Raw genomic sequence first — 23,729 nt, 5'->3', positions numbered from 1 at the left:
TCCATGAAAATGCTCTATAAAGCAATAATTTTTGATCTCGATAATACACTGTTGAATTTTGAGCTATGTGAACGCCAAGCTATTCTAGGAGCATTAGAAGATTGTGCAGTATCTTTAGATTTAAATGGAGTCAGTGAGACTATTTTTCTTCAAGTCTTTGAAACTTATAATTCCAAGTATTGGAGACAGCGAGATATCTTTTCTCCTAGTGAGATAATCGAGAGGTCTTATCGAAGTACACTTGCTCAATTAGATATACAAACAGATCAACTCAGCAAGCTTAGTCAAAGTTTTTGGCATATTTTTAATCATTCGGGCGTAATGGAACCTGATGTAAATGAAGTGCTAACTGTTCTCGCACACAATTATCGTTTGGCTGTCATTACGAACGGGTTTGTATCAGCGCAACTACCGAGAATGCAAGCTGCTGGAATTGAGCATTTTTTTGAAGAAGTTGTAGTTTCTGAAGCAATTGGTTTTGCTAAACCATCTCCTGAGATATTCCATCATGCTTTATCTAGGTTAAATTTAACACCAGCAGAAGTTATTTATGTTGGAGATTCTCTAAAGCACGACTATGCAGGAGCAACACAAGTCAATATTGATTTTTGCTATTACAACAGAAAAAATCAAAATTTACCAAAAGAAGTCCAACCAAAATTTATGATAAGTAAACTATTAAAATTGCTAGAGTTGCTTAACTAATAGTGCGATCGCTCTCTCCTGTAGGTTGGGTGGAACGTAGTGGAACCCAACACATGATATCGAGAAAACAGAAAATATTAACACTATAATAATTGTTTTACTGTTTACCAGTTTCAGTACAAAATCATGGAGTTATTTTATGGCTTTAATTAATCAAAGAATAGATGTTCCTGTTATCGTTGATGAATCGAAATGTTTAGAAAAATGCACAGCCTGTATTGAAGTTTGTCCCTTGGATGTATTGGCAAAAAATCCAGAAACAGGCAAAGCCTACATGAAATATGATGAATGTTGGTTTTGTCTACCTTGTGAAAAAGAATGTCCAACGAATGCCATTACTGTGCAGATTCCCTTTTTATTACGTTAATTATCTGTGGTAAAAATTAATGAATGATGACCTCAAACATTGGCTAGAAATGCTGCGATCGCCTGATATAAATGATCGTATAGTAGCTGTAAAAACCTTACAGCATTTAGGCGATGAAGAAACAATAGATGCTTTACTCATTGCTTTGAAAGATGAACATATTACTGTTCAAAAAATAGCGATATCCGCCCTTTGGGAAATTGCTAATCCTGTAGCAATACCTGCTTTAATTGAATGCCTTAGTTCATCGGATACAGATATTCGCACTGAAGCGGCATCAGCATTAAGTGAGTTAATAACACAAGATGAATTGTTACTTTTACTAGATAAACTGCAAAGTAATGATGTAAATCTCCAATTAAATATTTTAGTGCTTTTACGGAAAATACATGATATTCAATGTTTACCCTACGTTTTACCATTTCTAGAATCAAAAAATCCTGAGTTAAGAGAAGCAGCCGTTACCACACTGCGATATATCAATCAACTAGAAAAATGTCCCCAAGCTTTAAATCTAATTTTTGATCGAGAAGCAAGTGTACGTCGTGCTGCTGCTTTAACTTTAGAACATTTACAAGATGCAGAAGTGATTACAATACTTCGTCAAGCACTCACAAATGATAGTGATTGGCAGGTTCGCCGGAATGCAGCTAAATCTCTCGCTATTCATGAGAACCATCAAGCAATTTCAGCATTAGAAATAGCTTTAAATGATGAACATTGGCAAGTGCGAAAATCAGCAGCACAAGCTTTGCAAAAAATCCCAGATATTCAAGTTATGCCGAGATTAATTCAAGCATTAACAGATGAATATGCAGATGTACGCAAAGAAGCAGTAATTGCACTTGGTAATTTAGCTCATCCTGATGCTATTAATCCCTTACAACAAGCGTTGGATGATCCCGATAGAGAAGTTTCCATCCAAGCGCAACGCGCAATTCAAAAGGCTCAAATAGATAAAAACTTTCTTCCCTAGTACCATTTTTTATGAAGCTGCAATAAATGAATGGTTTAAGGTTAGATACAAAAAATATCCCAGCAGAGGGCAGCTTTTGGCTTTATCTGCTGGAGACTCTAAATATGAAACTTTTAGGAATCGACTTTAGTAGCGATTATTATTGTTGCGGCGGGCATTACCACCACCCCAGCTACCACGAGGAGAACTGCTTCTATCCTCACGAGGTTTAGCTTTGTTCACTTTCAAGTCACGTCCCATCCATTCAGCACCATCAAGTGCATCAATGGCAGCTTGTTCTTGTGTGTCTGATTCCATTTCCACAAAAGCGAACCCACGAGGCCGGCCTGTTTCCCGATCTGTGGGTAGTTGAACACGACTTACTGTTCCGTATTCTGCAAAAGCCTGCTTTAGGTCCTCTTCTGTAACCTGATATGACAGGTTCCCGACGTAAATTGACATAGAAATCTCCGAATTCAGGGAGTGTAGAGAGTTAAATTCGGAGAGACGGTTTTTAGAAATCAAAACTAGTTACTCAACCGAAAATAATCTTTATGTCCATGAGTCTAGCACAGCCTTCAGCCTTTGAATATCGTCTAATAGTGAATTTTATTCACAAATCAAACCCTTTATGCAGGTTTGCAGACTTCTCCATTGACTGGCTTTTGTTGCTTGTACTATAAAAGTTACACTTTGAATCTGCGATCGCGCAGGTATTTAGTGTTTTGAAAATTAAGCTGTGGACTTAGAGGTAAAGATTATTATCGGCAGTGGGTGCAATCATAACATGACTAGCTGTTTTAAAAGCAAATTAAAAAATATTCATCCTCAAATGTCCCATTAGCTATGGTCGAACTGCGCTAAAATCTTTTCTGCTTGCTGGCACAGTGCTTCGTGATATTCACCATTACTCGCCAGCAAACCTCCCCATTGATTGATATCACCAGTGTTATACTGCAACGGAGCGCCGTCAAAGTGGGTAAACTTACCACCAGCTTCTGTTAAAATCAGTTCAGGTGCTGCCATATCCCAATCTTTGGGCGCAGACTTACCAGAAAGGGAAATATAGATATCTGCTTGTTGCTCGACAATAGTGGCGATTTTACAGCCTACACTACCTACAGATTTCTGATTTTGACAGGGTAAATTTTGTAGCAAGTAATCTAAGCGTTGGTTGCGGTGAGAGCGACTAACCACTAAGGTTAAATCCTCAATTGGTTTACTTGACGACACTTGTAAAGGAACAGAACCATCACGGGTTTCTACAAATGTCCCCCCACCTTTGGTAGCGTAATATAACTTTTCTGACTCTGGTACTGCCACCACTGCTAATACTGGGCGCGTTTCCTTGACTAAAGCAATGTGAACTGCATAGTCCCCAGTTTTTTCAATAAAGTCTCGTGTGCCATCCAAAGGGTCAATTATCCATACCCAAGGGGCGGAAGGGTGTGCGCCTGTAGTTGGCGACTGATAGGTTTCTTCACTGATGTAAGCAAAATCTTCGTTACCTAAAGTTGCTTGTAGCTTCTGCAAGATATATTGACTCACAGCTACATCGGCAACGGTAACAGGCTCATTTTGTTTATATTGCACATCTAAGTTAGGGTCTTTTGCGGTGCCGTGGTAGTACGATCGCAGTATATCTGCTGCACCCCAACCTATCTCACGAGCGATCGCTAATATTTGTTGTAAGTCTTTCATTAAATTTGCCTTTATTAACCTGATTACCAAAAAGGGGAAAAGGGGAAAGGGTAAGGGGGAAAGGAAAGGATAAAGAACTTTTCCCCAAAAGGTATAAAGCCACTATTTTTAAATAGGTCGAATAAAAAAGAATATTTTTAAGACACGTAGTGCGATAAAAATCAGTGTCCATATTTGAAACCCCTACTTTTAAGTTACTGCTTCCCTTTCCCCTTTCCCCTTTCCCCCTTTCCCTTTCTTCATTCAGCACTTTAAATCCATCCAGCGCCGAGTGCCAAAACATTTACAGGAATCAGCAGCAATCTTAGCTGCTAGCGCCAACGCATCAGTAAAACTTTCCCTTAAAATGTAATCACAAAAAGCACCGTGGAAAATATCTCCAGCCCCTAATGTATCAACCGCGTGTATTTGCGGCACATCTACGATACCAGTTTTAGTGCAACTCAAGTATTCAATTGGTTTTTGTCCGTGAGTAATGGCGATGTAAGGAATCTTAAACCCGGCCAGATAGGCAAAAACGTCTTTTCCAGTCTGACAGTTGGGGGGATAAAAATTAGCTGAACAGATGGCATAATCTACAAACGGCAAAATTTGCTCAAATCCAGGCTTCCAACTGCCACCATCGATTACTACTGGGATATTTTTGGCTTTAGCTGCTTGGGCTATGAAATAACTTACAGCCATCTGATGCCCATCAATCAGTACTATGTTGACATTTTGTAAAATATCTGAAGGGATAGATGCGCTACTGGCTTGAGTTTTGACAGCATTGATGGAAACCACGGCTCTTTCACCTGTGGCTTGGGTGACAATGATTGAGGAGACAGGCGGTGCTAAATCAGTGGTAGGCTCAAGGTCTGCGATCTCAACTTTGTAATTTGCCAAATCGCCTCGAATTAGCTGTGTCATTGGGTGAGAACCCACTACACCTAAGACTGTAGCTTGATTACCTAAATGCCTGAAAGTTACAGCTGCGTTTGTTGCTGGGCCACCTGCCGCTACAGTATAGTCAGTAGCGACAATCTTCTGATTATTTTTGGGGGCAGATTCAGCAAGGTAAATCAAATCTAAAGTTACTAAACCGACAAATAACCCATGATCCGATTTTGGATTTTGAATTTTGGACGAGCCATTTGTCATATATGTTCGTATAGCTGCATAAATAATTATTTTTAACTCTTGTACAGACGCGATTCATCGCGTCTCTCCTATCTCTCCTGCACAGACGCGATGAATCGCGTCTCTACAAAAACTCCTAATCTCTCATGCAAACCGATCCAAAACCAAGAACACTTTACGTTGTCGGTACACCCATTGGCAACCTGGAAGATATAACCTTTCGGGCGGTGCGAATTTTGCAGACTGTGGATATCATTGCTGCGGAAGACACCCGTCACACAGGGAAATTATTACAGCATTTTCAAGTTAAAACTCCCCAGGTGAGTTACCACGAACACAATCGTACTAGCCGCATCCCGGAATTATTAGAGCATTTAGTTAACAATAAAGCGATCGCACTTGTGACTGATGCGGGAATGCCAGGTATTTCCGATCCTGGATATGAACTGGTAAAAGCCTGCATTGAGGCGGGGATTTCAGTAGTTCCCATTCCTGGCGCTAGTGCAGCAATTACCGCTTTGAGTGCATCTGGATTACCAACAGATCGGTTTGTCTTTGAAGGCTTTCTGCCGGCGAAAACTCAACAGAGACAAGAATATTTAGAATCTCTGCAAACAGAATCTCGCACATTGATTTTCTACGAATCACCCCACCGCTTGCGAGATACTTTACAAGACTTAGCTCTTGTTTGGGGGAGCGATCGCCAAATTGTGCTAGGGCGGGAGTTAACAAAATTGTATGAGGAATTTTGGCGGGGGACGATTGCCGAAGCGATCGCTCACTACAGCCAACGAGAACCCCAGGGTGAATATACATTAGTAGTGGCAGGAATTCCAGCCAGTCAGCCTCAACTGACAGAAGAGGAATTGAAAGCCGAATTGAAAATGTTAATTAGTCAGGGAATATCGCGATCGCAAGCTAGTCGTCAGTTAGCAAAATTTACCTCCCTTCCCCGTCGCCAACTTTATCAACTAGCTCTTTCTTTGGTCGTTACTCCTGAGTCTTGAAACACTAATAAAAATACTACTAGGGCTTACGCAAAATTATACCCTGTAGGGGCGATTTATGTAGATGCAGAGACGCTTTCGGTAGGGTATTTCCCCTACCGGAGAATCAGTGAATATTCAAATGATATCTAAAGATTTTTGATTTTAGTTCTCTAGATAGATCGGTAATTTTAGAGGCAAACTTTAATATGAAATAGTCGAAAGGAAACGACAAAGCACATTCTCACAAAGGAAAGATTCAATGACTAACATTATTGCTTGGCTGGTTTTGGGTTTAATTGCAGGCGCGTTAGCTAAGTTATTTTATCCAGGAACCCAAGGTGGCGGTATTCTTTCCACAATTATATTAGGAATACTTGGAGCCGTAGTCGGTGGTTATTTGGGTCAAGTTTTACTAGGGAGCAGTTCAGCAGCAGCCGCATCTGTAGGAGCTTTATCTTTGGGAAGCATTTTATTTGCTGTTCTGGGTGCTATGCTGCTGATTTTCCTGTGGGGTTTACTGACTCGCCGAGCTGTATAATTACCTTCAATTAACTAATAGTCTTGGGAATCACTCTAACTGCAATAAACCGATAAAATGACATTAGAAAAAGAGCGAAGAACTATAGTAGTTTTCGCTAAATGTTCCGACGCACAATTGGCACTTCAGGAACTAAAAGCTTCTAATTTTCCAATGCACAAAGTTTCTGTAATTGCACGAAATGCAGAAGAACAAAGTGATATTGCTGGTGTTGAAGTTAAAGATAGCACTAGCAATACATCCTCAGAAGACACCGATCGAGCTTTTACTGGTAGTGCTTTAGGCGATTTGAATGACTTATTAGCTGGTCTAGTTTTCTGGGTAGTTCCTGGTGTAGGCCAAGTCATGGTAGCCGGCGCACAAGCAATAGCGATCGCTAGCAATTTAGCAAGTTGTTTACCGGATGTATTGGTAAGTTTAGGAATTCCTAAAGAGCAAGCAGAGGGTTACAGCGATCTAGTCTGTAAAGGTTATCATTTGGTGATGATAACCGGCATAGACATAGAAATTCGTCTAGCTAAGAGGATTTTTAATCGCCGCGATCTTCAATATTCGGGTGTTTATGAGCCATACTCCACCCCAAATAGTCGTTATAAGCACGCTATTGGTATTTTTTCTAAGTACCATAGTCTAGAAAGAGCGCTTACTGAACTGAGAACTGCTGGTTTTCCGATGAGTCAAGTATCAATAATTGCTAAAATTACCAGCAAAATAAGTGATATTCTTGACGTGAATATCAGCAGTTCTCAAGATATCTACCCCACTTTAGGAATTCCTAACGATCTCGCCAGATATTATCAGCATCAGGTCGCAGGCGGACATTATCTAATAGTCATAAAAGGCACTGATATCTACATAGCAGGTGCAAGAGCGATTTTAGAAAGTAACAATATCCAAGATTTTAGTATACATAGCCAATCTGAACTTGATCTGGCTAGAAGCGATCGCTAGAGTATTACTAACTTCTAGTTAGACTCAATAACGTGAAAATTATAGGAAAAGTATATTTTTTTATATAGAGGAAATAGTTTACGTAAGTAGATATTGCCTTTTAAAACCCTAATTTCCTAGCATAAAATTGCTTACGATAACTAAGGTTAAGGTTGTTCTTAATAGTGGTGTACAATAGTAATGGCATTTTATCCAGCCGCCAAAACTACTATATTTAGCGTTTATAGAAAATGAAGTTAATTTTCTGCATCCCATCTGCTTAATTGTACTATTCAAGATTTTTGTCTATTCCTAAAATGATTTAACTTTCACTAGAGAATATTAAAATCTTGTGAAATTATTTAATCTCCTCCAAGGTTTTTTTGATAAAAAGATGATGTCAAATTAAATCTAAGCGGCAACAAGAGGTTAGCCTTAGAGTAAAATAATATCTGTTTCAAATAGTAAAATAGTAGTCTCATAACCAATCCTACCCATTTTCGGTTCTGATTCCATTTCCATTTCTACAAGATACGACCAGTTTCCAGAGTTAGGATGACATTCTCTTATGGTTCCCAATCCACCAATAAATTCTACCTTTTGCCCTTTGTAGAATTTGGGTTTTACTATGTCAATTACTGTGATCATAAAAATCACCCCGTTTTTGTAAAGTCTGATGTTAAATTTATAATCTAAGAACAACTGTTTAAATATCCACCGCAAGATTAAATTGCCAAAAAAGTGGTTGCTTCTTTTGAAAGAGGTTATGCTATTTGCAAATTTCAGACTTGTTAAAATATAAAAATGTTAGAAAAAATTATTTATTTAGAGATTTATTTAAAATAACCTTACATTTGTAAATGTATATAGGATGGAAGTGATAATATTTAGCGTGCCAAAAACTAGGCATATCCCAGATCAACCAAACATCATACATTTAGTTTAGATAGTTAGAACATAATCGAAATAGTCTGAAAAACAGAAATAGTTTAAATACCTGCCTGGAATAATGTTTAACCGTTTGAAGATTGGAACCAAGATTGGAGTAAGTTTTGCCTTGAGTTTGGCAACTCTGACCACCATTGGTCTAATCTCCTACCAAAGCACGAACGATCTAATTGAAACTTCGCGCAAAGAAACCCATACCTACCAGGTGCTAAGTCAGCTTGAAGACCTGAATCTGCAACTGACAAATGCTGAAACTGGTCAACGCGGTTACATTATTACGGGCGAACAGCGCTATTTAGAACCTTATAACGCTGCAATTGAATTACTGAATCAAAAAGTTAAGGAACTTCAAAAGTTAACAGCAGATAACCCCAACCAACAAAATCGACTTGATACTTTGCAGCCACTGCTAACTCAGAGAATGGCTGTAATGAAAGATGTCATTGAGCTACGGCAAAGCCAGGGTTTAGAAGCTTCCCAGAAAGCTATCTTGACAGACCAGGGTAAGCAGCTGATGGATCAGATTCAGAAAGTTATCCAGGCGATGAAAACTGAGGAGAATGCACTGCTGAAACAGCGCTCTGAGAAAGCAAGAGCAGCTGCCCGGCAAACGATCGCCAGTATTATTTATAGTATTCCTTTATTTTCTTTAATCTTAGGTTTAATCGGATTTGCCTTAACCAGACATATCTCAGCACCTCTAAAGCAAGTTTCTGGTTTGGCAGAAAAAGTGGCGGATGGGGATTTATCGGTGAGTTTACCAGATAGCGATCGCTACGATGAAATTGGCGTGTTGACGCGCACCTTCAACCAGATGATCGTTAATCTGCGAAATACAACTCAAAAAAATGAAGAGCAAAACTGGTTAAAGTCTAACTTAGCTGAATTTACCCAGATGCTCCAAGGGCAGCGAAATCTGGAAGCTGCGTCTAGCTTGATATTGTCGAATTTAGCGCCACTGGTTGGGGCATCACAGGGCGTTTTTTATGCAATGGCCTCTATAGACGATCAGCCAGTACTGAAGTTGTTGAGTAGTTATGCTTACAAAGAACGAAAAAACTTAGCAAATCAGTTTCGCTTGGGCGAAGGATTGGTGGGACAATGCGCCCTAGAAAAACAAAGAATCCTCCTCACAGAAGTTCCTAGTGACTATATCCGCATCAGTTCCGGCTTGGGAGAATCACCACCGCTAAATATTATTGTTTTGCCTATAGTCTTTGAGACGCAGGTGAGTGCCGTGATTGAACTTGCCTCTTTTGGGTCTTTCAGCCATCTACATCTGACATTTTTAGAGCAATTGAGTGAAAATCTGGGTGTATTTTTAAATAATATCGCCTCACAATTGCAAACCCAGCAACTACTTGAAGAGTCTGTTGCTTTGACAGAAGAACTGCAAACCCAGCAAGAAGAACTACAACAGAGCAATCAACGTTTAGAAGAACAGGCGCACGAGTTGGAGGAATCACAATTTCTTGTCAAGCAGTCTAACGAAGAATTACAACAATTAAATGAGGAGTTAGAAGAAAAGGCAGAACTGTTAGAAGTTAAAAATAGGGAAGTCGCTCGCAAGAACCAGGAAGTTGAGCGGGCGAGGAAGTCTTTGGAAGAAAAAGCTGAACAACTGGCTTTGTCTTCCAAATATAAATCGGAATTTCTGGCGAATATGTCCCACGAATTACGGACACCCTTAAATAGCTTGTTAATTTTAGCCAGACTGTTAGCAGATAATTCTCTTAACAACTTGACCGATAAACAGGTAGAGTACAGCCGGACTATTTACTCGGCTGGCACTGATTTGCTGGAATTGATCAATGACATTCTAGATTTAGCAAAAATTGAGTCGGGTACGATGTCGCTCGATATTGAGCAAATTGCTTTTGCAGATTTGGCGACATCTCTAGAACAGACTTTCCGGCAAGTAGCTCACAATAAAGAACTCAGTTTTACTATTGAACTGGATAGTAAGTTACCCCCGACCATTTATAACGATTCTAAACGTCTGCAACAAGTGCTAAAAAATCTTCTAGCTAACGCCTTTAAGTTTACTGAACGGGGAGGCGTGAAGTTAGAAATTAGTATGTATTCTGACGCAGCCGAAATTGATAATCCGATGATTGCTTTTGCAGTTAGCGATACGGGTATAGGCATTCCAGCCGAGAAGCAGAAGATTATTTTCGAGGCGTTTCAGCAGGCAGATGGCACAACCAGCCGCAAGTATGGCGGCACTGGCTTGGGTTTGTCCATCAGCCGCGAATTGGCTCAACTGTTGGGAGGAAGAATTGAAATAGTCAGCAAACCAGGGCAGGGAAGCACCTTCACTCTCTACCTACCCAGACGACAAGAAAAGAATAGTCAAAGTACTTTTACACCGCCTCAGCCAATCACAATCCGCCAAGCATCGACTATCAAAGAAGTGCCTCTGGTAGAAAACAGACCCACAACTGTGGACACTTCTCCAAGCACAAAAGTACTTACCACCTCTCCCCACGAAATTCCAGATGACCGGGAAATAATTCAACCTGGCGATCGCATTTTGCTAATTATCGAGGATGATGATAAATTCGCCCGCATCTTACTAGATATGGCTCGTGAGCAGGGCTTTAAGGTTATAGTTGCCTTACAGAGCAAACAAGGTCTAGCACTCGCGCAACAGTTTAAGCCCGATGCAATTATGCTAGATATTTATATGCCAGAAATGGATGGTTGGACGGTGCTGGATCGTCTGAAGCATAAGCCAGATACCAGGCATATACCAGTACATATACTTTCCGTAGATGAAAGACAGCAACGGGGATTACAGCTAGGAGCAATTACTTACCTACAAAAACCTGTTTCTCCAGAAGCGCTAACTCAGGTATTGACTGATATTAAAGGTTTTATTGAGCGTCAGGTAAGAAATCTCCTGATCGTAGAAGACGATCCCGTACAAGCCCAAAGTATTATCGAATTGATTGGTAATGGTGATGTCCAGAGTACAGCAGTGGGTACGGGAGCAGAAGCGCTGTTGATTTTGCGATCGCAGCATTTTGACTGTATGGTACTGGATCTTGGTCTGCCCGATATGAGTGGGTTTGCACTAATTGAGCAAATCAAGCAAGAACCCAGGCTGTTGAAACTGCCAATTATCGTTTATACCGGCAAAGAACTCAACCGCCAAGAAGAAACCCAGCTGCGGGGGTTAGCAGAGACAATTATCATTAAAAATGTGCGATCGCCAGAGCGGTTATTAGACGAAACTGCCCTGTTCTTGCATCGAGTGCAAGCAAATTTGCCGCAACCAAAGCGTCAAATGCTAGAGCAACTACATCAAAATGACCCGGTGCTAGCTAATCGGAAAATTTTGATTGTAGATGATGACTTGCGGAATATTTTTGCTCTCACCAGCTTCTTAGAAAGCTATCAAATGCAAGTGCTGTTTGCCGAAAATGGCAGAGATGGCATAGAAAGACTGCAAACTAACCCTGACATCAATATAGTGTTGATGGATATTATGATGCCGGAAATGGATGGTTACGAAACTACCCGCGCCATCCGCCAGCAACAACAGTTTCGCTCACTACCAATAATTGCTTTAACTGCTAAAGCTATGCCAGGCGATCGCGAAAAGTGCATCGAAGCTGGAGCTTCTGACTACATCACCAAACCCGTAGATACTGAGCAACTACTTTCACTACTCCGAGTTTGGCTGTATCGGTAAGGAGGCAGGGAGCAGTGAACAAGGGGAGAAAAAGTTTTCTGTAAACCAGCTTGGAAGCTCAAACTATTTGTGTAGTAATCTCAGTACAGAAATTTTTAAACTACTAAAAGCCCACACTGCACCCGATCAAGGAGTCAATGTGGGTAATTTATCCCTGTAATGGGAATGCTATTAGCGGAACATACTACTAACTGAAGTATCTTCATGAATCCGCCAGATAGTTTCTCCTAAGAGATTAGCTACTGACAACACCACTAGTTGAGGAAAACGATTGTTTTCTGGTATGGGGATCGTATTGGTGACAATGACTTCCTCAAACAAACCACTGGATAATCGCTCCATCGCTGGTGGGGAAAATACCGCATGAGTTGCACAGGCGTATACCTGACGCGCTCCTTCTTCACGCAATAATCGCGCCCCTTCTGCGATCGTGCCGCCAGTGTCGATCATGTCATCCACCAACACTGCCGTTTTGCCTTTAACATCGCCGATGATATTTAACACTTCTGCAACATTATGTGCCTGACGACGCTTGTCAATAATCGCCAGGGGAGCATCATTTAGTTTTTTGGCAAATGCTCTGGCTCGTGCTACACCGCCAACATCGGGGGAAACAACCACAAGGTCGGGCAATTGCTTGCTTGCTAGATAATCCAGCAATACTGGAGAACCGTAAACATGGTCAAAAGGAATATCAAAATAGCCTTGAATTTGCGCCGAGTGTAAATCCATTGCTAGAACGCGGTTGGCACCTGCTTCGGTGATCAAGTTAGCAACCAGCTTGGCAGTGATAGACTCTCGTCCTGCCGTTTTGCGATCGGCACGAGCATAGCCATAGTAGGGAATTACTGCCGTCACCTGTCGCGCCGAAGCTCGACGACAGGCATCAACCATAATCAATAATTCCATCAAATGATCGTTCACGGGTTGACAGCATGGCTGAATTAAATAGACATCACAACCCCGAATGGATTCTTGGATTTGAACGTAAAGTTCTCCATCCGCAAATCTTTTGCGAATCATTGGGCCCAAGTCCATCCCGACATAACGAGCGACTTCTTGAGACAGCTGTAAATTGGCAGAGCCCGAAAACAGCCGCAAGCGATGATTATCAGTCATTCCTGTTGTAGATGCTTGCACTTTGAAAGTTGCAGAACTAAGAACAGCAGATCCTCTATTTGAATTCATAGCAATATTATCATTAGAGATTTAATAGATTTAACTGAGAAATAGCCTAAAAAAACATCTGTGAGTTTTATTAAAGCTTCCATACAAAATTTAAGCATTTCTCCATAAAATTATCATTCGCTAACTGTCTAATTTTCTTTGGAAGCAAACCATTGATAGCTTAACTGATATCAAGTCCGTCCAGTAGATGTATAATTAAAATTTTTGAGTTGAGACAAATAACCTCAAGCTATCAAAGATTGGTGTACTAGATTGCTTCTTCTAAATACATCATTTATTACTGACAGTAAAGTATTTATAACTTTAAGTGGTATTGAAGGTTGTTCTTAGACAAGGAGCATTTGGAACTAAGTGTTTAAGTTGTATCCTATTATATTCTACGATACTAGCAATAAATAAGTAAACTGGCAGATTTAATTTTAAGTTTTAATTCACACAATAAAATTCCAGAATAATTGTATTTAAACAAACTCTCATAGGTGTGGTTTTCGTGCAAGGCTGACAGCACCAAGCTGCGCTAATTTTTGTTCTTCTTTCCCCAGTGATCTTCTGGGGAGCAATGCTCTAAAAGTGAGATGGGTAACAGGGTAGCCTGGATTTCTCACTTGTGAGAAATGAGCGTGAGTGTGGGGAGCGTGGGGAGTGTGGGGAGAAAGAGGAGGAATTGAATAACTGCACATCAATGAACGCTGCATTGCCTCCCACACCTCCCACACCTCCCACACCTCCCACACCTCCCACACCTCCCACACCTCCCACACCTCCCACACCTCCCACACTTCCCCTGCCCCCTATATCGTGGACAGTTCCTAAAGTTGCATAAGACACTTGAAACGTGACTTTGCGTATACTCCTAACTGGGGGTATACCCATTAGGTAAGGTAGAATATCGCTGCATGTAACTGTGTCGCCTCTCGGACTTAATCTTGGTGGGTGACTTCTTCCTCAATTGCTCCTACACTCAATCAATCGCTCATGCAACCACCCATTACAGTTGGCACTGTCTTGCAAAACCGTTACCGCATAATTCAAATTCTCGGACAAGGAGGATTTGGTAGAACCTATCTGGCAGAAGATCAGAGGCGATTTAACGAACTGTGCGCGATCAAGGAATTGATTTCAACAGCAACGGAGGCTTCGGCTTGGGAAAAGGCAAAGGAGCTTTTTCACCGAGAGGCTGCCATTTTATATCAAATCGAACATCCACAAGTCCCCAAATTTCGGGAAAGATTTGAGCAAGACCAACGCTTATTTTTGGTAGAGGACTATGTTGCAGGTCAAACCTACCGAGCGATGCTGGCTGAACGTCAAGCTATTGGTAAAACCTTCACAGAGGCGGAAGTATTGCAGCTGATACAGTTGTTGTTGCCTGTTTTAGAGCATATTCACAGTCGAGGGATCATTCACCGAGATATCTCGCCAGAAAACATTATTTTGCGAGATAGTGACGCTAAACCTGTGTTAATTGACTTTGGGGTGGTAAAGGAACTAGCAACACGTTTGCGATCGCCAGAGAGCGCTATGCCCGAAACCACTGTGGGAAAATTAGGCTACTCTCCGAGTGAACAAATGCAAACAGGGGGAGCTTACCCTAGCAGTGACTTGTACGCATTAGCGGTAAGCGCGATTGTTTTGCTGACTAGTAAAGAACCAAAGGATTTATTTGACGAAAACCAACTAACTTGGAATTGGCAGCGATGGGTAAAGGTGAGTCCGCGATTTGCTCAAGTTTTGAATCGAATGTTGAATCATATACCGAGCGATCGCTATCAGAGTGCTGCTAGTGTATCTCAAGCACTACAACCTTTAGAACAAGTCAGTCTTCCTCCCCTGAATGCGTCTAATTTGCAGACAATGGCTGTTAGCCGCCGTCCTGACTCAGTACCACCACCAGCTTCGCCGAAGAAACAACCCGATCCTGTAATTCCACCAAGTTCCACTAGTTCAGTCTTGGATAACCCGTTAGCGATCGCGGCAATTGCCACTGGTGTAGTTTTTGTCGCCGGATTTGGTTCTTGGGCACTGGTAAGTTCAATTCGCAGTCAGTCGAAACCATCACCAACTGAAACGCTTCCACAAAATTTCCCTTCACCAGTTATTTCTGGTGGTACTACATTCACAGCAACACCCACACCCACCATTGAGCAACCTATTTCTAGGCGGCTCAATTTGGGAGCAAATAATACAGCCACAGTTACAGATACTCTCAAAACAAATCAAATCATCCGGTATACTTTTTTTGGACAGAAAGGTGACAAGTTAACTGCGTTGATTGACCCAACAAGCAGCGTATTGCTCACAGTTTTAAGTCCCAATGAACAACCACTTGCTCAGAATACCCAGCCAATAACAGCTTATGAAGGCATATTGCTAGTTACTGGTAGATATACTATTGAGTTAACACTGGCTTCGGGAGTTGCCGAAAGCAATTACAACCTGAATGTTTCATTAGAAAAACCAGTCAAACCAATTCCCACAGAAACACCGATCCCCATTCCTACAGAAACACCCTTCCCCATTCCCACAGAAACACCCTTCCCAATTCCCACAGAGACACCGATTCCCATTCCTACAGAGACACCCCTCCCAATTCCTACAGAAACACCCTTCCCAATTCCCACAGAGAAACCGATTCCAACTCCGCCCACTGGTGAAACGCCAACCTTGCCGCCAGTTAATGAAACACAACCATTTTCTGGTCAAAGAAATTAATGTTAAACACACTACTGATTACTGGAACTGATACCGAAGCTGGTAAAACTGTTTTAACAACAGCCTTAGCAGCCTATTGGCAAAAATATTACCCGCAGCGTAGCTGGGGAATCATGAAGCCGATTCAATCGGGAATTGGCGATCGCGAGTGGTATCAAAAGCTATTTGCGCTAGAACAATCTTCAGAGGAAATTACACCGTTATACTTTGAAGCACCTTTAGCCCCTCCCATCGCCGCCGCACGAGAAAATCGCCAAGTCGATTTAGCAATAGTTTGGCAAGCTTTGTCTAAGTTGCGATCGCAACGTGATTTTGTACTTGTAGAAGCCTTGGGAGGTTTAGGTTCGCCAGTAACTGACGAGTTAACGGTAGCTGATTTAGCGGGAGAATGGCGTTTACCAACGGTATTGGTAGTACCAGTTAGATTGGGTGCGATCGCTCAAGCAGTGGCAAACGTTGCATTAGCTAGGCAATCGCGCGTTAATCTCAAAGGCATTGTTCTGAACTGCATACAACCTCGAACAGATGCAGAAATAGCCGACTGGACACCACAGCAATTAATTCAATCACTTACTAACATGCCAGTTTTAGGCTGCTTACCCTATTTAGATAATCTGACTGATTTAGATAAACTTGCTCAAATAGCATCAGATTTAGATTGGGAAACACTGACACTTTGAATTGGGAATTGGGAATTGGGCATTGGGCATTGGTCTATCCCTTCTCACTCAGCACTGATGAGGGGCATTAGGGAAAAAGTAGCGAATGAATGTTCAATCACTTTTTACAACTGATGCAGTCACAGTTCTGACATAACTTGGTAATAGCTTTGTCAATAAGACGTGCAATGGTAAGAGAAGTGAAGCTAACCTAACTTTGGTGACACACAAGGCAGGATTTACCTGCCTTATTTAAATTTTTGGACTAAAATAACACTTCATGAGTAGATTTATTATGTGCAAAATATGATTATTTAAAGATGTTTTTAAAATAACAAAATGGTATTTATTGCCTAACGACAAGTTGCGCGAACACACGAGATTTTTATTTGTATTTAGATGTCATCCAAGTGCCATGTCTTAGTCACAGAAGCGTCACTAACATAAGTTACTTTGTCGGTGTTTGATTAAAAGTAAATTATTTACGCCTGATATCATGATGCTTTCTTTTGTGGTGGCGAGTGCCGTCTGTGGCAACGGTAGTGAAGTGAATCTAGACTTTGCCAACCTTAGCTGGATTGACGTGATTATTTTAGGCATCGTTCAGGGAATTACAGAACTACTACCAATTAGCAGTACTGCTCATTTGCGGATAGTACCAACTCTACTGGGACTGAAAGATCCAGGATCTGCTTTTTCAGCAGCAATGCAGTTAGCTAGCTTGACTGCTGTTTTAGTCTATTTTTGGCAAGACTTAAAAAAATTAACAGGAGAGACAGTTAGAGCAATTAGCGGACAAGATTATCAATCTAGTTCTTTGCAACTGATGTTGGGCTTATTGATCGGAACCTTGCCCATTGCTGTGGCTGGTGTGCTACTCAAACCAATTCTGAACGCTTGCAACTCACCGATGCGAGGGTTAGTAGTTATTGGTGCAGCTTCAATTATTATGTCAGGATTGCTAGCGATCGCCGAAAAACGTGGAGGACGCGATCGCACTTTTGACAACCTCAACCTCTGGGATGGCATTTGGGTAGGAGTTGCTCAAGCTTTTGCCCTAATCCCTGGCGTTTCTCGCTCTGGTTCCACCCTCACTGCTGGGTTATTTTTGGGTATGGAACGGGAGACATCAGCCCGATTTTCTTTTTTGTTGGGCTTACCAGCCGTGATTTTGGCAGGTGCTGTAGAACTCCATACTCTTACGAAAGCAGGGTTGAGTACGGCTGGTTGGTTGACTTTGTTGGTAGGCTTAATCTCCGCTAGCATTTCCGCTTTTGCTGCAATTTGGGGACTCCTGCGCTACCTGGAAAAACACAGCACCTTGATTTTTGTTTTCTACCGTTTGGCGATGGGTTTATTTTTGATAGTTGCTGTGATGGCTGGTTGGTTGCAGAATTGATTTTACCTGGTAACTGGTTAAGAAGATTCTAATGATGATTCTTCACCATTCCCTACGATAGACTAAGTTAGCTGTACTTAAACTAGCTTGTCTTCATAATGGTTTCTACCTTTCCCAATCCCTCATCTGTTGATCTATCTCGCATCCGGCTGGCAATTCGCTCATTGCAACCGCAATTAGTAGAGTGGCGGCGGCGATTGCATCAACAACCAGAGTTGGGTTTTCAAGAAAAGCTGACGGCTGAGTTCGTATCACAAAAGCTGCAAGAGTGGGGAATCGAGCATCAAACTGGCATTGCTCACACTGGCATTGTTGCCACTATCAAGGGTAACAAACTAGGTGCAGAGAAAGTTTTAGCGATTCGGGCAGATATGGATGCTTTGCCAATCCAAGAACTCAACGAAGTGCCCTACAAATCGCAGCATGATGGAGTGATGCACGCTTGTGGACATGATGGACATACTGCGATCGCTTTAGGTACAGCTTACTATCTGCAACAGCATCGCCAAGACTTCTCCGGTACCGTAAAAATTATCTTTCAGCCAGCAGAAGAATCACCAGGAGGCGCAAAGCCGATGATTGAAGCTGGAGTTCTTAAAAATCCTGATGTTGACGCGATTATTGGTTTGCACTTGTGGAATAATTTACCCTTGGGAACAGTTGGTGTCCGGGCTGGGGCGTTGATGGCTGCTGTGGAGTGCTTTAACTGCACAATTTTAGGCAAAGGTGGACACGGCGCACTACCCCATCAAACCGTTGATTCCGTTGTAGTTGCTGCTCAAATTGTAAATGCCTTGCAAACCATTGTCGCCCGGAATGTGAATCCCATTGATTCGGCTGTGGTAACGGTGGGTGAACTTCATGCTGGAACCAAGCGTAATGTGATTGCTGATACAGCGAGAATGAGTGCCACTGTTAGATATTTCAATCCTAGTTTGAAAGGGTTTTTTAACCAGCGCGTCGAGCAGATTATTGCTGGAATTTGTCAAAGTCATGGTGCGAGTTATGACTTAGAATATTGGGCACTTTATCCACCAGTAATTAATGATATGAAGATGGCGGAATTGGTGCGAACTGTAGCAGAAGAAGTTGTAGAAACGCCGTTGGGTATTGTGCCAGAATGCCAAACTATGGCTGCTGAAGATATGTCTTTTTTCTTGCAAGAGGTTCCTGGTTGCTATTTCTTTTTAGGTTCTGCGAATCCAGAGAAAGATTTGGCGTATCCCCATCATCATCCCCGGTTTGATTTTGACGAAACGGCGTTGGGAATGGGTGTGGAAATATTTGTTAGATGCGTGGAGAAGTTTTTTAATTGAGTGGGTGTATATTAGCTGTTTTTAATTTAATACAATTCAGATAAGCCCAAAATCCTGATGTAGAGACGCGATTTATCACGTCTTTAAGCTGAATAAGGGATTTCCAAGAAATAAATTATCCAAATAAACAAACCACAGAGACGCAGAGAACACAGAGTGAAGGGAAATAGAGAGAATTTTGCTATCGACTTTGGGATATTTTTTTATTTGGAAGTCCCTAACCTCACGCAGAGGTGCAGAGAGGAAGATTGAGGTCTTCTGGCTACTACTGAACCAACTATTGGAGTCGCAAAAGCTACTAATGCGACTTAAAAACCAACTATTGGAGTCGCAAAAGCTACTAATGTGACTTGAAAACTAACTATTGGAGTCGCAAAAGCTACTAATGCGACTTAAAAACCAACTATTAGAGTCGCAAAAGCTACTAATGTGACTTGAAAACTAACTATTGGAGTCACAAAAGCTACTAATGTGACTTGAAAACTAACTATTGGAGTCACAAAAGCTACTAATGCGACTTGAAAACTAACTATTGCGTAGGCGTAGCAGGCTTTTTGTCCAGGTATCTAAGTCATTGGTTGATTATCTCAGAGACTTGTATTAATTTTTGCATATAGCAATTCTCCTGTGGACGTAATACAGATTCTCTCAACAAATGTTCTGTAGCTTGCACCCTGATATCTAATAGTGAAGCTGTTATGCTTCAAAAAATATAATATGACGCGATCGCAAAAGTTGTGTTATAAAAACGGGCAAAGTCTTACAAAATACAAAAACCTTTTACTGTAAAGCTTTTTCGGTAAATGCGTAATTTCTACACCAATGGCATCAAATGCTACTGTAACCAATCAAGCTTTAGCGTTTAATCATCAGTAATCTTTAAAAAATTGCAAAAATAATGTTAAGTATACCTATTAACTTAAATTTACCTCGTATACCCCGTTTAATAACTTCTTTACCTGGGCCTCGCGCTCAAGCAATTGTACAACGCGATCGCGCGGTAACTTCCCCTTCTTACACCCGCGATTACCCGTTAGTTGTATCTCGCGGACAAGGCTGCATGGTAGAAGATGTAGATGGCAATGTATTTCTGGATATGACCGCAGGTATTGCTGTTACCGCCACCGGACACGCCCACCCGGAAGTCGTCAAAGCAATTCAAGAACAATCCGAACGTCTGCTGCACATGTCAGGGACGGATTTTTATTATGAACCGATGGTGGAATTAGCGGAACAATTAGCGATTCGCGCCCCTTTTCCTCAACCACAGAGTAACAGTGCATTCCCAGCAAAAGTATTTTTCACCAATTCCGGGGCAGAGTCAAACGAAGGAGCAATTAAACTAGCCCGATATTACACCAAGCGATCGCTAATTGTGGCTTTCTTAGGTGCATTTCACGGACGCACTTATGGGGCAATGTCTCTCACGGGTTCTAAAGCAGTGCAGCGAGCGAATTTTGGGCCTTTAGTTCCTGGGGTAACTCATATCCCCTACGGCACTCACGCCAGTTTAGATTACCTGGAACAACAGCTATTCGGGACAATTTTACCACCGCAAGAAGTAGCCGCGATCGTAGTTGAGCCGATTCAAGGAGAGGGCGGGTATATCGTACCAGAGGATGGTTTTCTAAAACGGATTCGGGATATTTGCGATCGCCACGGTATTCTGATGGTAGTGGATGAAGTGCAAGCGGGGATGGGGCGGACTGGTCGCTTATTTGCGATCGAGCATTGGGGTGTGATGCCTGATATTATTACTACTGCGAAAGGTATCGCCAGTGGTCTGCCATTAGGTGCGATACTTGCTAGACCAGAGTTAATGACTTGGCCTCCAGGTTCTCACGCTACTACATTTGGCGGTAATCCCGTAGCTTGTGCTGCTGGTATTGCCACATTGCAATTGCTGGAAAGTGGTTTAATGACCAACGCTAGCCAGATGGGAGAATTCTTACAAGCTAGTCTTACCAAATTGCATCAAAGATTTCCCAGAGTATCGCCGCCACGAGGTAAAGGTTTGATGGTAGCCGTGGATTTATTGGATGAACAGGGTAATCTCGATCATAAATTGCGCGATCGCATTATTCAAGAAGCTTTTTTACGCGGTTTATTATTACTAGGTTGCGGTAAAGCGGCAATTCGTTTCTGTCCCCCTCTAGTTATCGACAGCGACCAAATCCAAATCGCCCTTCAGATTATTAGCGAGATTTTAAGTTCTTAAAAGATGACAAATGACAAATGACAAATGACAAATTTATATGAAACCCGAAATAGCCTTAAATTTATGGAAATTACTTTGGCAAGAATACAGCGCCAGAGTAAATCATGCCCGTACCTACCAGCAAATGATAACTACTGCGGGTGGGACTGTTGCCAACGACCACATCGCCTTTCGGTCTTTGCGTTTATTAGTAGATAGTCCGCAGGGTCAAGTTAGTTTAGGAATTGACTATCTCGCACAATTTGCAGAAGCTTTGGGTTACGTGGCGGCTGGAGAGTATAATTTTGCTCAAACTCATCTATATGCCCGTCATTATCGCCATCCACAGCAAGAAAAATTTAACTTACCCAAACTCTTTATCAGCGAGTTGATTGTTAATGAACTGCCTGCTAATATTGCTCAACTCATCTCTAAAACAGTATCTGCAATCCCACACCAACTAACCTCACCCGTTACTCTTCTCAAAAAAGACGCGGAGATTGAAACCATTGCCAAACAACTTCAGCAAGTCTTCACCCGTCCTTGGCTACCTCCCAGGCGTTCTGTTGTCGAAGAGGTCAATCAGGTTACTCAGTATGGGGCTTGGGTGTTGCTGCACGGATATGGTGTCAACCATTTTACAGGCTACGTCAACGGACAGAACACCCCAGAATATCCAGATATTGAGACTACCGCTAGTGGTTTGGCTCATCTGGGTGTACCAATGAAAGCAGAGATAGAGGGGAATATTGCCTGTGGTTTGCGGCAAACTGCAACTCAAGCTGTAACAGAAATGGTGACAGTGCTAGATGATAACAGTGGCGCAGAAATTCAGATCCCTTGGACTTACGCTTATTATGAAATTGCCCAGCGTTATCTAGTCGAAATCGAGCCTGGAAAGCAGATACTTTTCGATGCTTTTTTAGGAAGTAATGCCCAGCAATTGTTTGAAATGACTCGTCTATCTAAATAAACCTCATCCATGTTGAAACCTAGAGTTTTTTAAAAGATATATTTATGTAGCGACTGTCTTAAATGTCAAATGCGTTAGCGTCGCTCACCGTAGGTATCGCCTTGCAGAAAACCTCAAAGACAATGCGATCGCTATTGTGAAAGAGTGAGTGCGATGTCTACGACGGGCTACGCCTACGCATTATTAGCTCCTTGAATTGTCTCATCTGTAAGTTGCAGACGTGATTATTCTAGTTGTAGCTTGGGGTAAACGCAGTGAAACCCAACTAATAATCTATGATCGAGAAGCAGACTTGATTTACTGGAGTACTTTGCATGGTTTCAGCAGAATTAATCTCTACTTTGCGATAACTTAGTCGAGCAGATAAGTTTTACATTATGCAGGTTTTAATCTCAGAGTTAGCCCAACAGGAAACCGATCTGATTAAGCCCGATCAGTCTTATCCTGTGTGGTCGCCTTATAATGCAGTTGAAGCCGCAGATACTATGTTAAAAGTGCTACAAGCTGCTAAAACTCAAGACTATGCGTAACGCACAACGGTATTCCTTTATCCCAATTGATGTTGCCAGCTACCTTACACTTCAGAGTAGCGGACGGAAGCCGTTGGTGGGGTAATCTGCAAGCTCAAAGCCTAACTCCTGAAGAACATATTTAGAATGATTGACTCTAAGTATTGATTACTTTATCCGCAGCACCAGTTAATATTTCATCCATCCAAGCATTTATGCTTTTGCCAGCCTTTTTAGCAGCAATAAATATTTTGCGGTGGTGTTCTGGAGTTGTGCGGAATGGAAGTTTACCAGAGAATGGTTTATCAGGCTCCTCTCCTAGTTCTTCACAGAAAGCAAGATAATCATCAACAGAAATTTGAAATTCTTGACGCGCTTCCTCTACAGTTTTTGCCTTAAAGGTAATCACGTCATTAATATCTAGGACTTGACCAAAAAGTATTCCCGCTTCTACATCTACTTCTATACTAGCTGTGTATCCTTTATAAGTCATCATATTTCAATTCCTGCCTTAATTAAAAATTCTCTAACAGATTTGACTGCTCCTTTATCTGTTTCATTTTGAGGATGCGGTTCGTGAAAAACAGCTTTCACATAATTTCACACGAACCCGCGAACCTCTACCTTGAGTAATATCAGCACCGAGAGCTATAAATAAACTTTCAATATCTTTCCAAAGAATATTAGATGGTACAGGATTTGTAAAAATTAACTCTAAAATCTGACGTTGTTTGTTATTGAGATCCATTTAATCAATACAATTAGAGCCATGTTACAGTTAACTTGAATATATTCAGAGATATAATGATATCATATTATGATATCAT

21 protein-coding genes and 1 pseudogene are annotated in these 23,729 nt (G+C 41.6%); 14 read left to right on the top strand and 8 right to left on the bottom strand.

Going from position 1 to position 23,729, the window contains the following annotated elements:
* Positions 1–3 precede the first annotated feature (3 nt).
* The 3 genes from GJB62_RS25335 (at position 4) to GJB62_RS25325 (ending at position 2,048) form a co-directional block, all read left to right on the top strand.
* Positions 4–705, top strand: a complete 702-nt coding sequence (locus tag GJB62_RS25335; RefSeq protein ID WP_245246003.1) for an HAD family hydrolase — start codon at positions 4–6, stop codon at positions 703–705.
* Between the two features lie 139 nt (positions 706–844).
* On the top strand, positions 845–1,072 hold the full coding sequence (locus tag GJB62_RS25330) for a ferredoxin family protein (protein ID WP_012408944.1): 228 nt from the start codon (positions 845–847) through the stop codon (positions 1,070–1,072).
* A gap of 19 nt (positions 1,073–1,091) precedes the next feature.
* The gene (locus tag GJB62_RS25325; protein WP_114083835.1) at positions 1,092–2,048 is read left to right on the top strand and encodes a HEAT repeat domain-containing protein; all 957 of its coding nucleotides are present in this window, start codon (positions 1,092–1,094) and stop codon (positions 2,046–2,048) included.
* Between the two features lie 126 nt (positions 2,049–2,174).
* Here the strand turns inward: GJB62_RS25325 and GJB62_RS25320 are convergent, their stop codons facing one another.
* From GJB62_RS25320 to GJB62_RS25305, 3 genes are all read right to left on the bottom strand, one after another.
* The gene (locus tag GJB62_RS25320) at positions 2,175–2,489 is read right to left on the bottom strand and encodes an RNA-binding protein (protein ID WP_012408942.1); all 315 of its coding nucleotides are present in this window, start codon (positions 2,487–2,489) and stop codon (positions 2,175–2,177) included.
* Between the two features lie 378 nt (positions 2,490–2,867).
* The gene (locus tag GJB62_RS25315) at positions 2,868–3,728 is read right to left on the bottom strand and encodes a 3'(2'),5'-bisphosphate nucleotidase CysQ (protein WP_114083836.1); all 861 of its coding nucleotides are present in this window, start codon (positions 3,726–3,728) and stop codon (positions 2,868–2,870) included.
* 243 nt (positions 3,729–3,971) lie between these two features.
* Positions 3,972–4,868 carry a sugar kinase gene (locus tag GJB62_RS25305; protein ID WP_114083837.1) on the bottom strand — a complete coding sequence of 299 codons (897 nt, stop codon included), beginning with the start codon at positions 4,866–4,868 and terminating at the stop codon, positions 3,972–3,974.
* Between the two features lie 125 nt (positions 4,869–4,993).
* On the opposite strand from GJB62_RS25305, the gene rsmI reads away from it, so the two are divergent.
* From rsmI to GJB62_RS25290, 3 genes are all read left to right on the top strand, one after another.
* Positions 4,994–5,854: a 16S rRNA (cytidine(1402)-2'-O)-methyltransferase gene (rsmI, locus tag GJB62_RS25300; protein ID WP_114083838.1), complete on the top strand. Its 861-nt coding sequence runs from the start codon at positions 4,994–4,996 to the stop codon at positions 5,852–5,854.
* Between the two features lie 241 nt (positions 5,855–6,095).
* A complete protein-coding gene (locus GJB62_RS25295) occupies positions 6,096–6,374 on the top strand; it encodes a GlsB/YeaQ/YmgE family stress response membrane protein (protein ID WP_114083839.1) in 279 nt (92 codons plus the stop codon).
* 57 nt (positions 6,375–6,431) lie between these two features.
* On the top strand, positions 6,432–7,325 hold the full coding sequence (locus GJB62_RS25290; protein ID WP_114083840.1) for a hypothetical protein: 894 nt from the start codon (positions 6,432–6,434) through the stop codon (positions 7,323–7,325).
* 414 nt (positions 7,326–7,739) lie between these two features.
* Here the strand turns inward: GJB62_RS25290 and GJB62_RS25285 are convergent, their stop codons facing one another.
* Positions 7,740–7,952 (bottom strand): hypothetical protein, encoded by a 213-nt coding sequence (locus tag GJB62_RS25285; protein WP_114083879.1) that lies wholly within the window; start codon positions 7,950–7,952, stop codon positions 7,740–7,742.
* A 361-nt stretch (positions 7,953–8,313) separates the two neighbouring features.
* Between GJB62_RS25285 and GJB62_RS25280 the strand changes: the two genes are divergently transcribed.
* Positions 8,314–11,949: a response regulator gene (locus GJB62_RS25280; protein WP_114083841.1), complete on the top strand. Its 3,636-nt coding sequence runs from the start codon at positions 8,314–8,316 to the stop codon at positions 11,947–11,949.
* Between the two features lie 171 nt (positions 11,950–12,120).
* On the opposite strand, the gene GJB62_RS25275 is transcribed toward GJB62_RS25280, so the two are convergent.
* A complete protein-coding gene (locus GJB62_RS25275) occupies positions 12,121–13,137 on the bottom strand; it encodes a ribose-phosphate pyrophosphokinase (RefSeq protein WP_114083842.1) in 1,017 nt (338 codons plus the stop codon).
* Positions 13,138–13,701: 564 nt separating this feature from the next.
* Complete coding sequence (locus tag GJB62_RS25270; RefSeq protein ID WP_159402571.1) at positions 13,702–13,965, bottom strand: hypothetical protein; 264 nt, start codon at positions 13,963–13,965, stop codon at positions 13,702–13,704.
* Between the two features lie 147 nt (positions 13,966–14,112).
* Between GJB62_RS25270 and GJB62_RS25265 the strand changes: the two genes are divergently transcribed.
* The 7 genes from GJB62_RS25265 to GJB62_RS25235 all read left to right on the top strand — a co-directional run bounded on the left by GJB62_RS25265 (position 14,113) and on the right by GJB62_RS25235 (position 22,923).
* Positions 14,113–15,849 (top strand): serine/threonine-protein kinase, encoded by a 1,737-nt coding sequence (locus tag GJB62_RS25265; RefSeq protein WP_114083843.1) that lies wholly within the window; start codon positions 14,113–14,115, stop codon positions 15,847–15,849.
* Positions 15,849–16,529, top strand: a complete 681-nt coding sequence (gene bioD / locus GJB62_RS25260) for a dethiobiotin synthase (protein ID WP_114083844.1) — start codon at positions 15,849–15,851, stop codon at positions 16,527–16,529. Before GJB62_RS25265 ends, bioD begins: the two co-directional genes overlap by 1 nt.
* Positions 16,530–17,004: 475 nt before the next feature.
* Positions 17,005–17,907, top strand: a complete 903-nt coding sequence (locus tag GJB62_RS25255) for an undecaprenyl-diphosphate phosphatase (protein WP_114083845.1) — start codon at positions 17,005–17,007, stop codon at positions 17,905–17,907.
* 98 nt (positions 17,908–18,005) lie between these two features.
* Positions 18,006–19,223, top strand: coding sequence for a M20 family metallopeptidase (locus tag GJB62_RS25250; RefSeq protein WP_114083846.1), 1,218 nt, complete (start codon positions 18,006–18,008; stop codon positions 19,221–19,223).
* Between the two features lie 898 nt (positions 19,224–20,121).
* Positions 20,122–21,441 (top strand): acetyl ornithine aminotransferase family protein, encoded by a 1,320-nt coding sequence (locus tag GJB62_RS25245; protein WP_114083847.1) that lies wholly within the window; start codon positions 20,122–20,124, stop codon positions 21,439–21,441.
* Between the two features lie 37 nt (positions 21,442–21,478).
* Positions 21,479–22,393, top strand: a complete 915-nt coding sequence (locus tag GJB62_RS25240) for a DUF1338 domain-containing protein (RefSeq protein ID WP_114083848.1) — start codon at positions 21,479–21,481, stop codon at positions 22,391–22,393.
* 377 nt (positions 22,394–22,770) lie between these two features.
* Positions 22,771–22,923: a hypothetical protein gene (locus GJB62_RS25235; protein ID WP_245246002.1), complete on the top strand. Its 153-nt coding sequence runs from the start codon at positions 22,771–22,773 to the stop codon at positions 22,921–22,923.
* A 136-nt stretch (positions 22,924–23,059) separates the two neighbouring features.
* Here GJB62_RS25235 and GJB62_RS25230 read toward each other — a convergent pair whose 3' ends face one another.
* Together GJB62_RS25230 and GJB62_RS25225 are read right to left on the bottom strand one after the other, a co-directional pair.
* The gene (locus GJB62_RS25230; protein ID WP_196524836.1) at positions 23,060–23,395 is read right to left on the bottom strand and encodes a type II toxin-antitoxin system HicB family antitoxin; all 336 of its coding nucleotides are present in this window, start codon (positions 23,393–23,395) and stop codon (positions 23,060–23,062) included.
* Positions 23,395–23,650, bottom strand: a pseudogene (locus GJB62_RS25225) (type II toxin-antitoxin system HicA family toxin). Before GJB62_RS25225 ends, GJB62_RS25230 begins: the two are co-directional and overlap by 1 nt.
* Positions 23,651–23,729: the final 79 nt, after the last annotated feature.

This window comes from Nostoc sp. ATCC 53789, assembly GCF_009873495.1.
GTDB classification, from domain to species: domain Bacteria; phylum Cyanobacteriota; class Cyanobacteriia; order Cyanobacteriales; family Nostocaceae; genus Nostoc; species Nostoc muscorum_A.
The sequence above is the reverse complement of the archived record's forward strand: the minus strand, read 5'-3'. Positions and strand labels throughout refer to the sequence as shown.

Excerpts from the sequence above, each read along its gene's own strand:
- GJB62_RS25250 (WP_114083846.1), top strand. The coding sequence starts at position 18,006 with ATGGTTTCTACCTTTCCCAATCCCTCATCTGTTGATCTATCTCGCATC.
- GJB62_RS25320 (WP_012408942.1), bottom strand. The coding sequence starts at position 2,489 with ATGTCAATTTACGTCGGGAACCTGTCATATCAGGTTACAGAAGAGGAC.
- GJB62_RS25265 (WP_114083843.1), top strand. The coding sequence starts at position 14,113 with ATGCAACCACCCATTACAGTTGGCACTGTCTTGCAAAACCGTTACCGC.
- GJB62_RS25315 (WP_114083836.1), bottom strand. The coding sequence starts at position 3,728 with ATGAAAGACTTACAACAAATATTAGCGATCGCTCGTGAGATAGGTTGG.
- GJB62_RS25335 (WP_245246003.1), top strand. The coding sequence starts at position 4 with ATGAAAATGCTCTATAAAGCAATAATTTTTGATCTCGATAATACACTG.
- GJB62_RS25290 (WP_114083840.1), top strand. The coding sequence starts at position 6,432 with ATGACATTAGAAAAAGAGCGAAGAACTATAGTAGTTTTCGCTAAATGT.
- GJB62_RS25280 (WP_114083841.1), top strand. The coding sequence starts at position 8,314 with ATGTTTAACCGTTTGAAGATTGGAACCAAGATTGGAGTAAGTTTTGCC.
- rsmI (WP_114083838.1), top strand. The coding sequence starts at position 4,994 with ATGCAAACCGATCCAAAACCAAGAACACTTTACGTTGTCGGTACACCC.
- GJB62_RS25330 (WP_012408944.1), top strand. The coding sequence starts at position 845 with ATGGCTTTAATTAATCAAAGAATAGATGTTCCTGTTATCGTTGATGAA.
- GJB62_RS25230 (WP_196524836.1), bottom strand. The coding sequence starts at position 23,395 with ATGACTTATAAAGGATACACAGCTAGTATAGAAGTAGATGTAGAAGCG.
- GJB62_RS25295 (WP_114083839.1), top strand. The coding sequence starts at position 6,096 with ATGACTAACATTATTGCTTGGCTGGTTTTGGGTTTAATTGCAGGCGCG.
- GJB62_RS25235 (WP_245246002.1), top strand. The coding sequence starts at position 22,771 with ATGCAGGTTTTAATCTCAGAGTTAGCCCAACAGGAAACCGATCTGATT.
- GJB62_RS25285 (WP_114083879.1), bottom strand. The coding sequence starts at position 7,952 with ATGATCACAGTAATTGACATAGTAAAACCCAAATTCTACAAAGGGCAA.
- GJB62_RS25255 (WP_114083845.1), top strand. The coding sequence starts at position 17,005 with ATGATGCTTTCTTTTGTGGTGGCGAGTGCCGTCTGTGGCAACGGTAGT.
- bioD (WP_114083844.1), top strand. The coding sequence starts at position 15,849 with ATGTTAAACACACTACTGATTACTGGAACTGATACCGAAGCTGGTAAA.
- GJB62_RS25325 (WP_114083835.1), top strand. The coding sequence starts at position 1,092 with ATGAATGATGACCTCAAACATTGGCTAGAAATGCTGCGATCGCCTGAT.
- GJB62_RS25240 (WP_114083848.1), top strand. The coding sequence starts at position 21,479 with ATGAAACCCGAAATAGCCTTAAATTTATGGAAATTACTTTGGCAAGAA.
- GJB62_RS25275 (WP_114083842.1), bottom strand. The coding sequence starts at position 13,137 with ATGAATTCAAATAGAGGATCTGCTGTTCTTAGTTCTGCAACTTTCAAA.
- GJB62_RS25245 (WP_114083847.1), top strand. The coding sequence starts at position 20,122 with ATGTTAAGTATACCTATTAACTTAAATTTACCTCGTATACCCCGTTTA.
- GJB62_RS25305 (WP_114083837.1), bottom strand. The coding sequence starts at position 4,868 with ATGACAAATGGCTCGTCCAAAATTCAAAATCCAAAATCGGATCATGGG.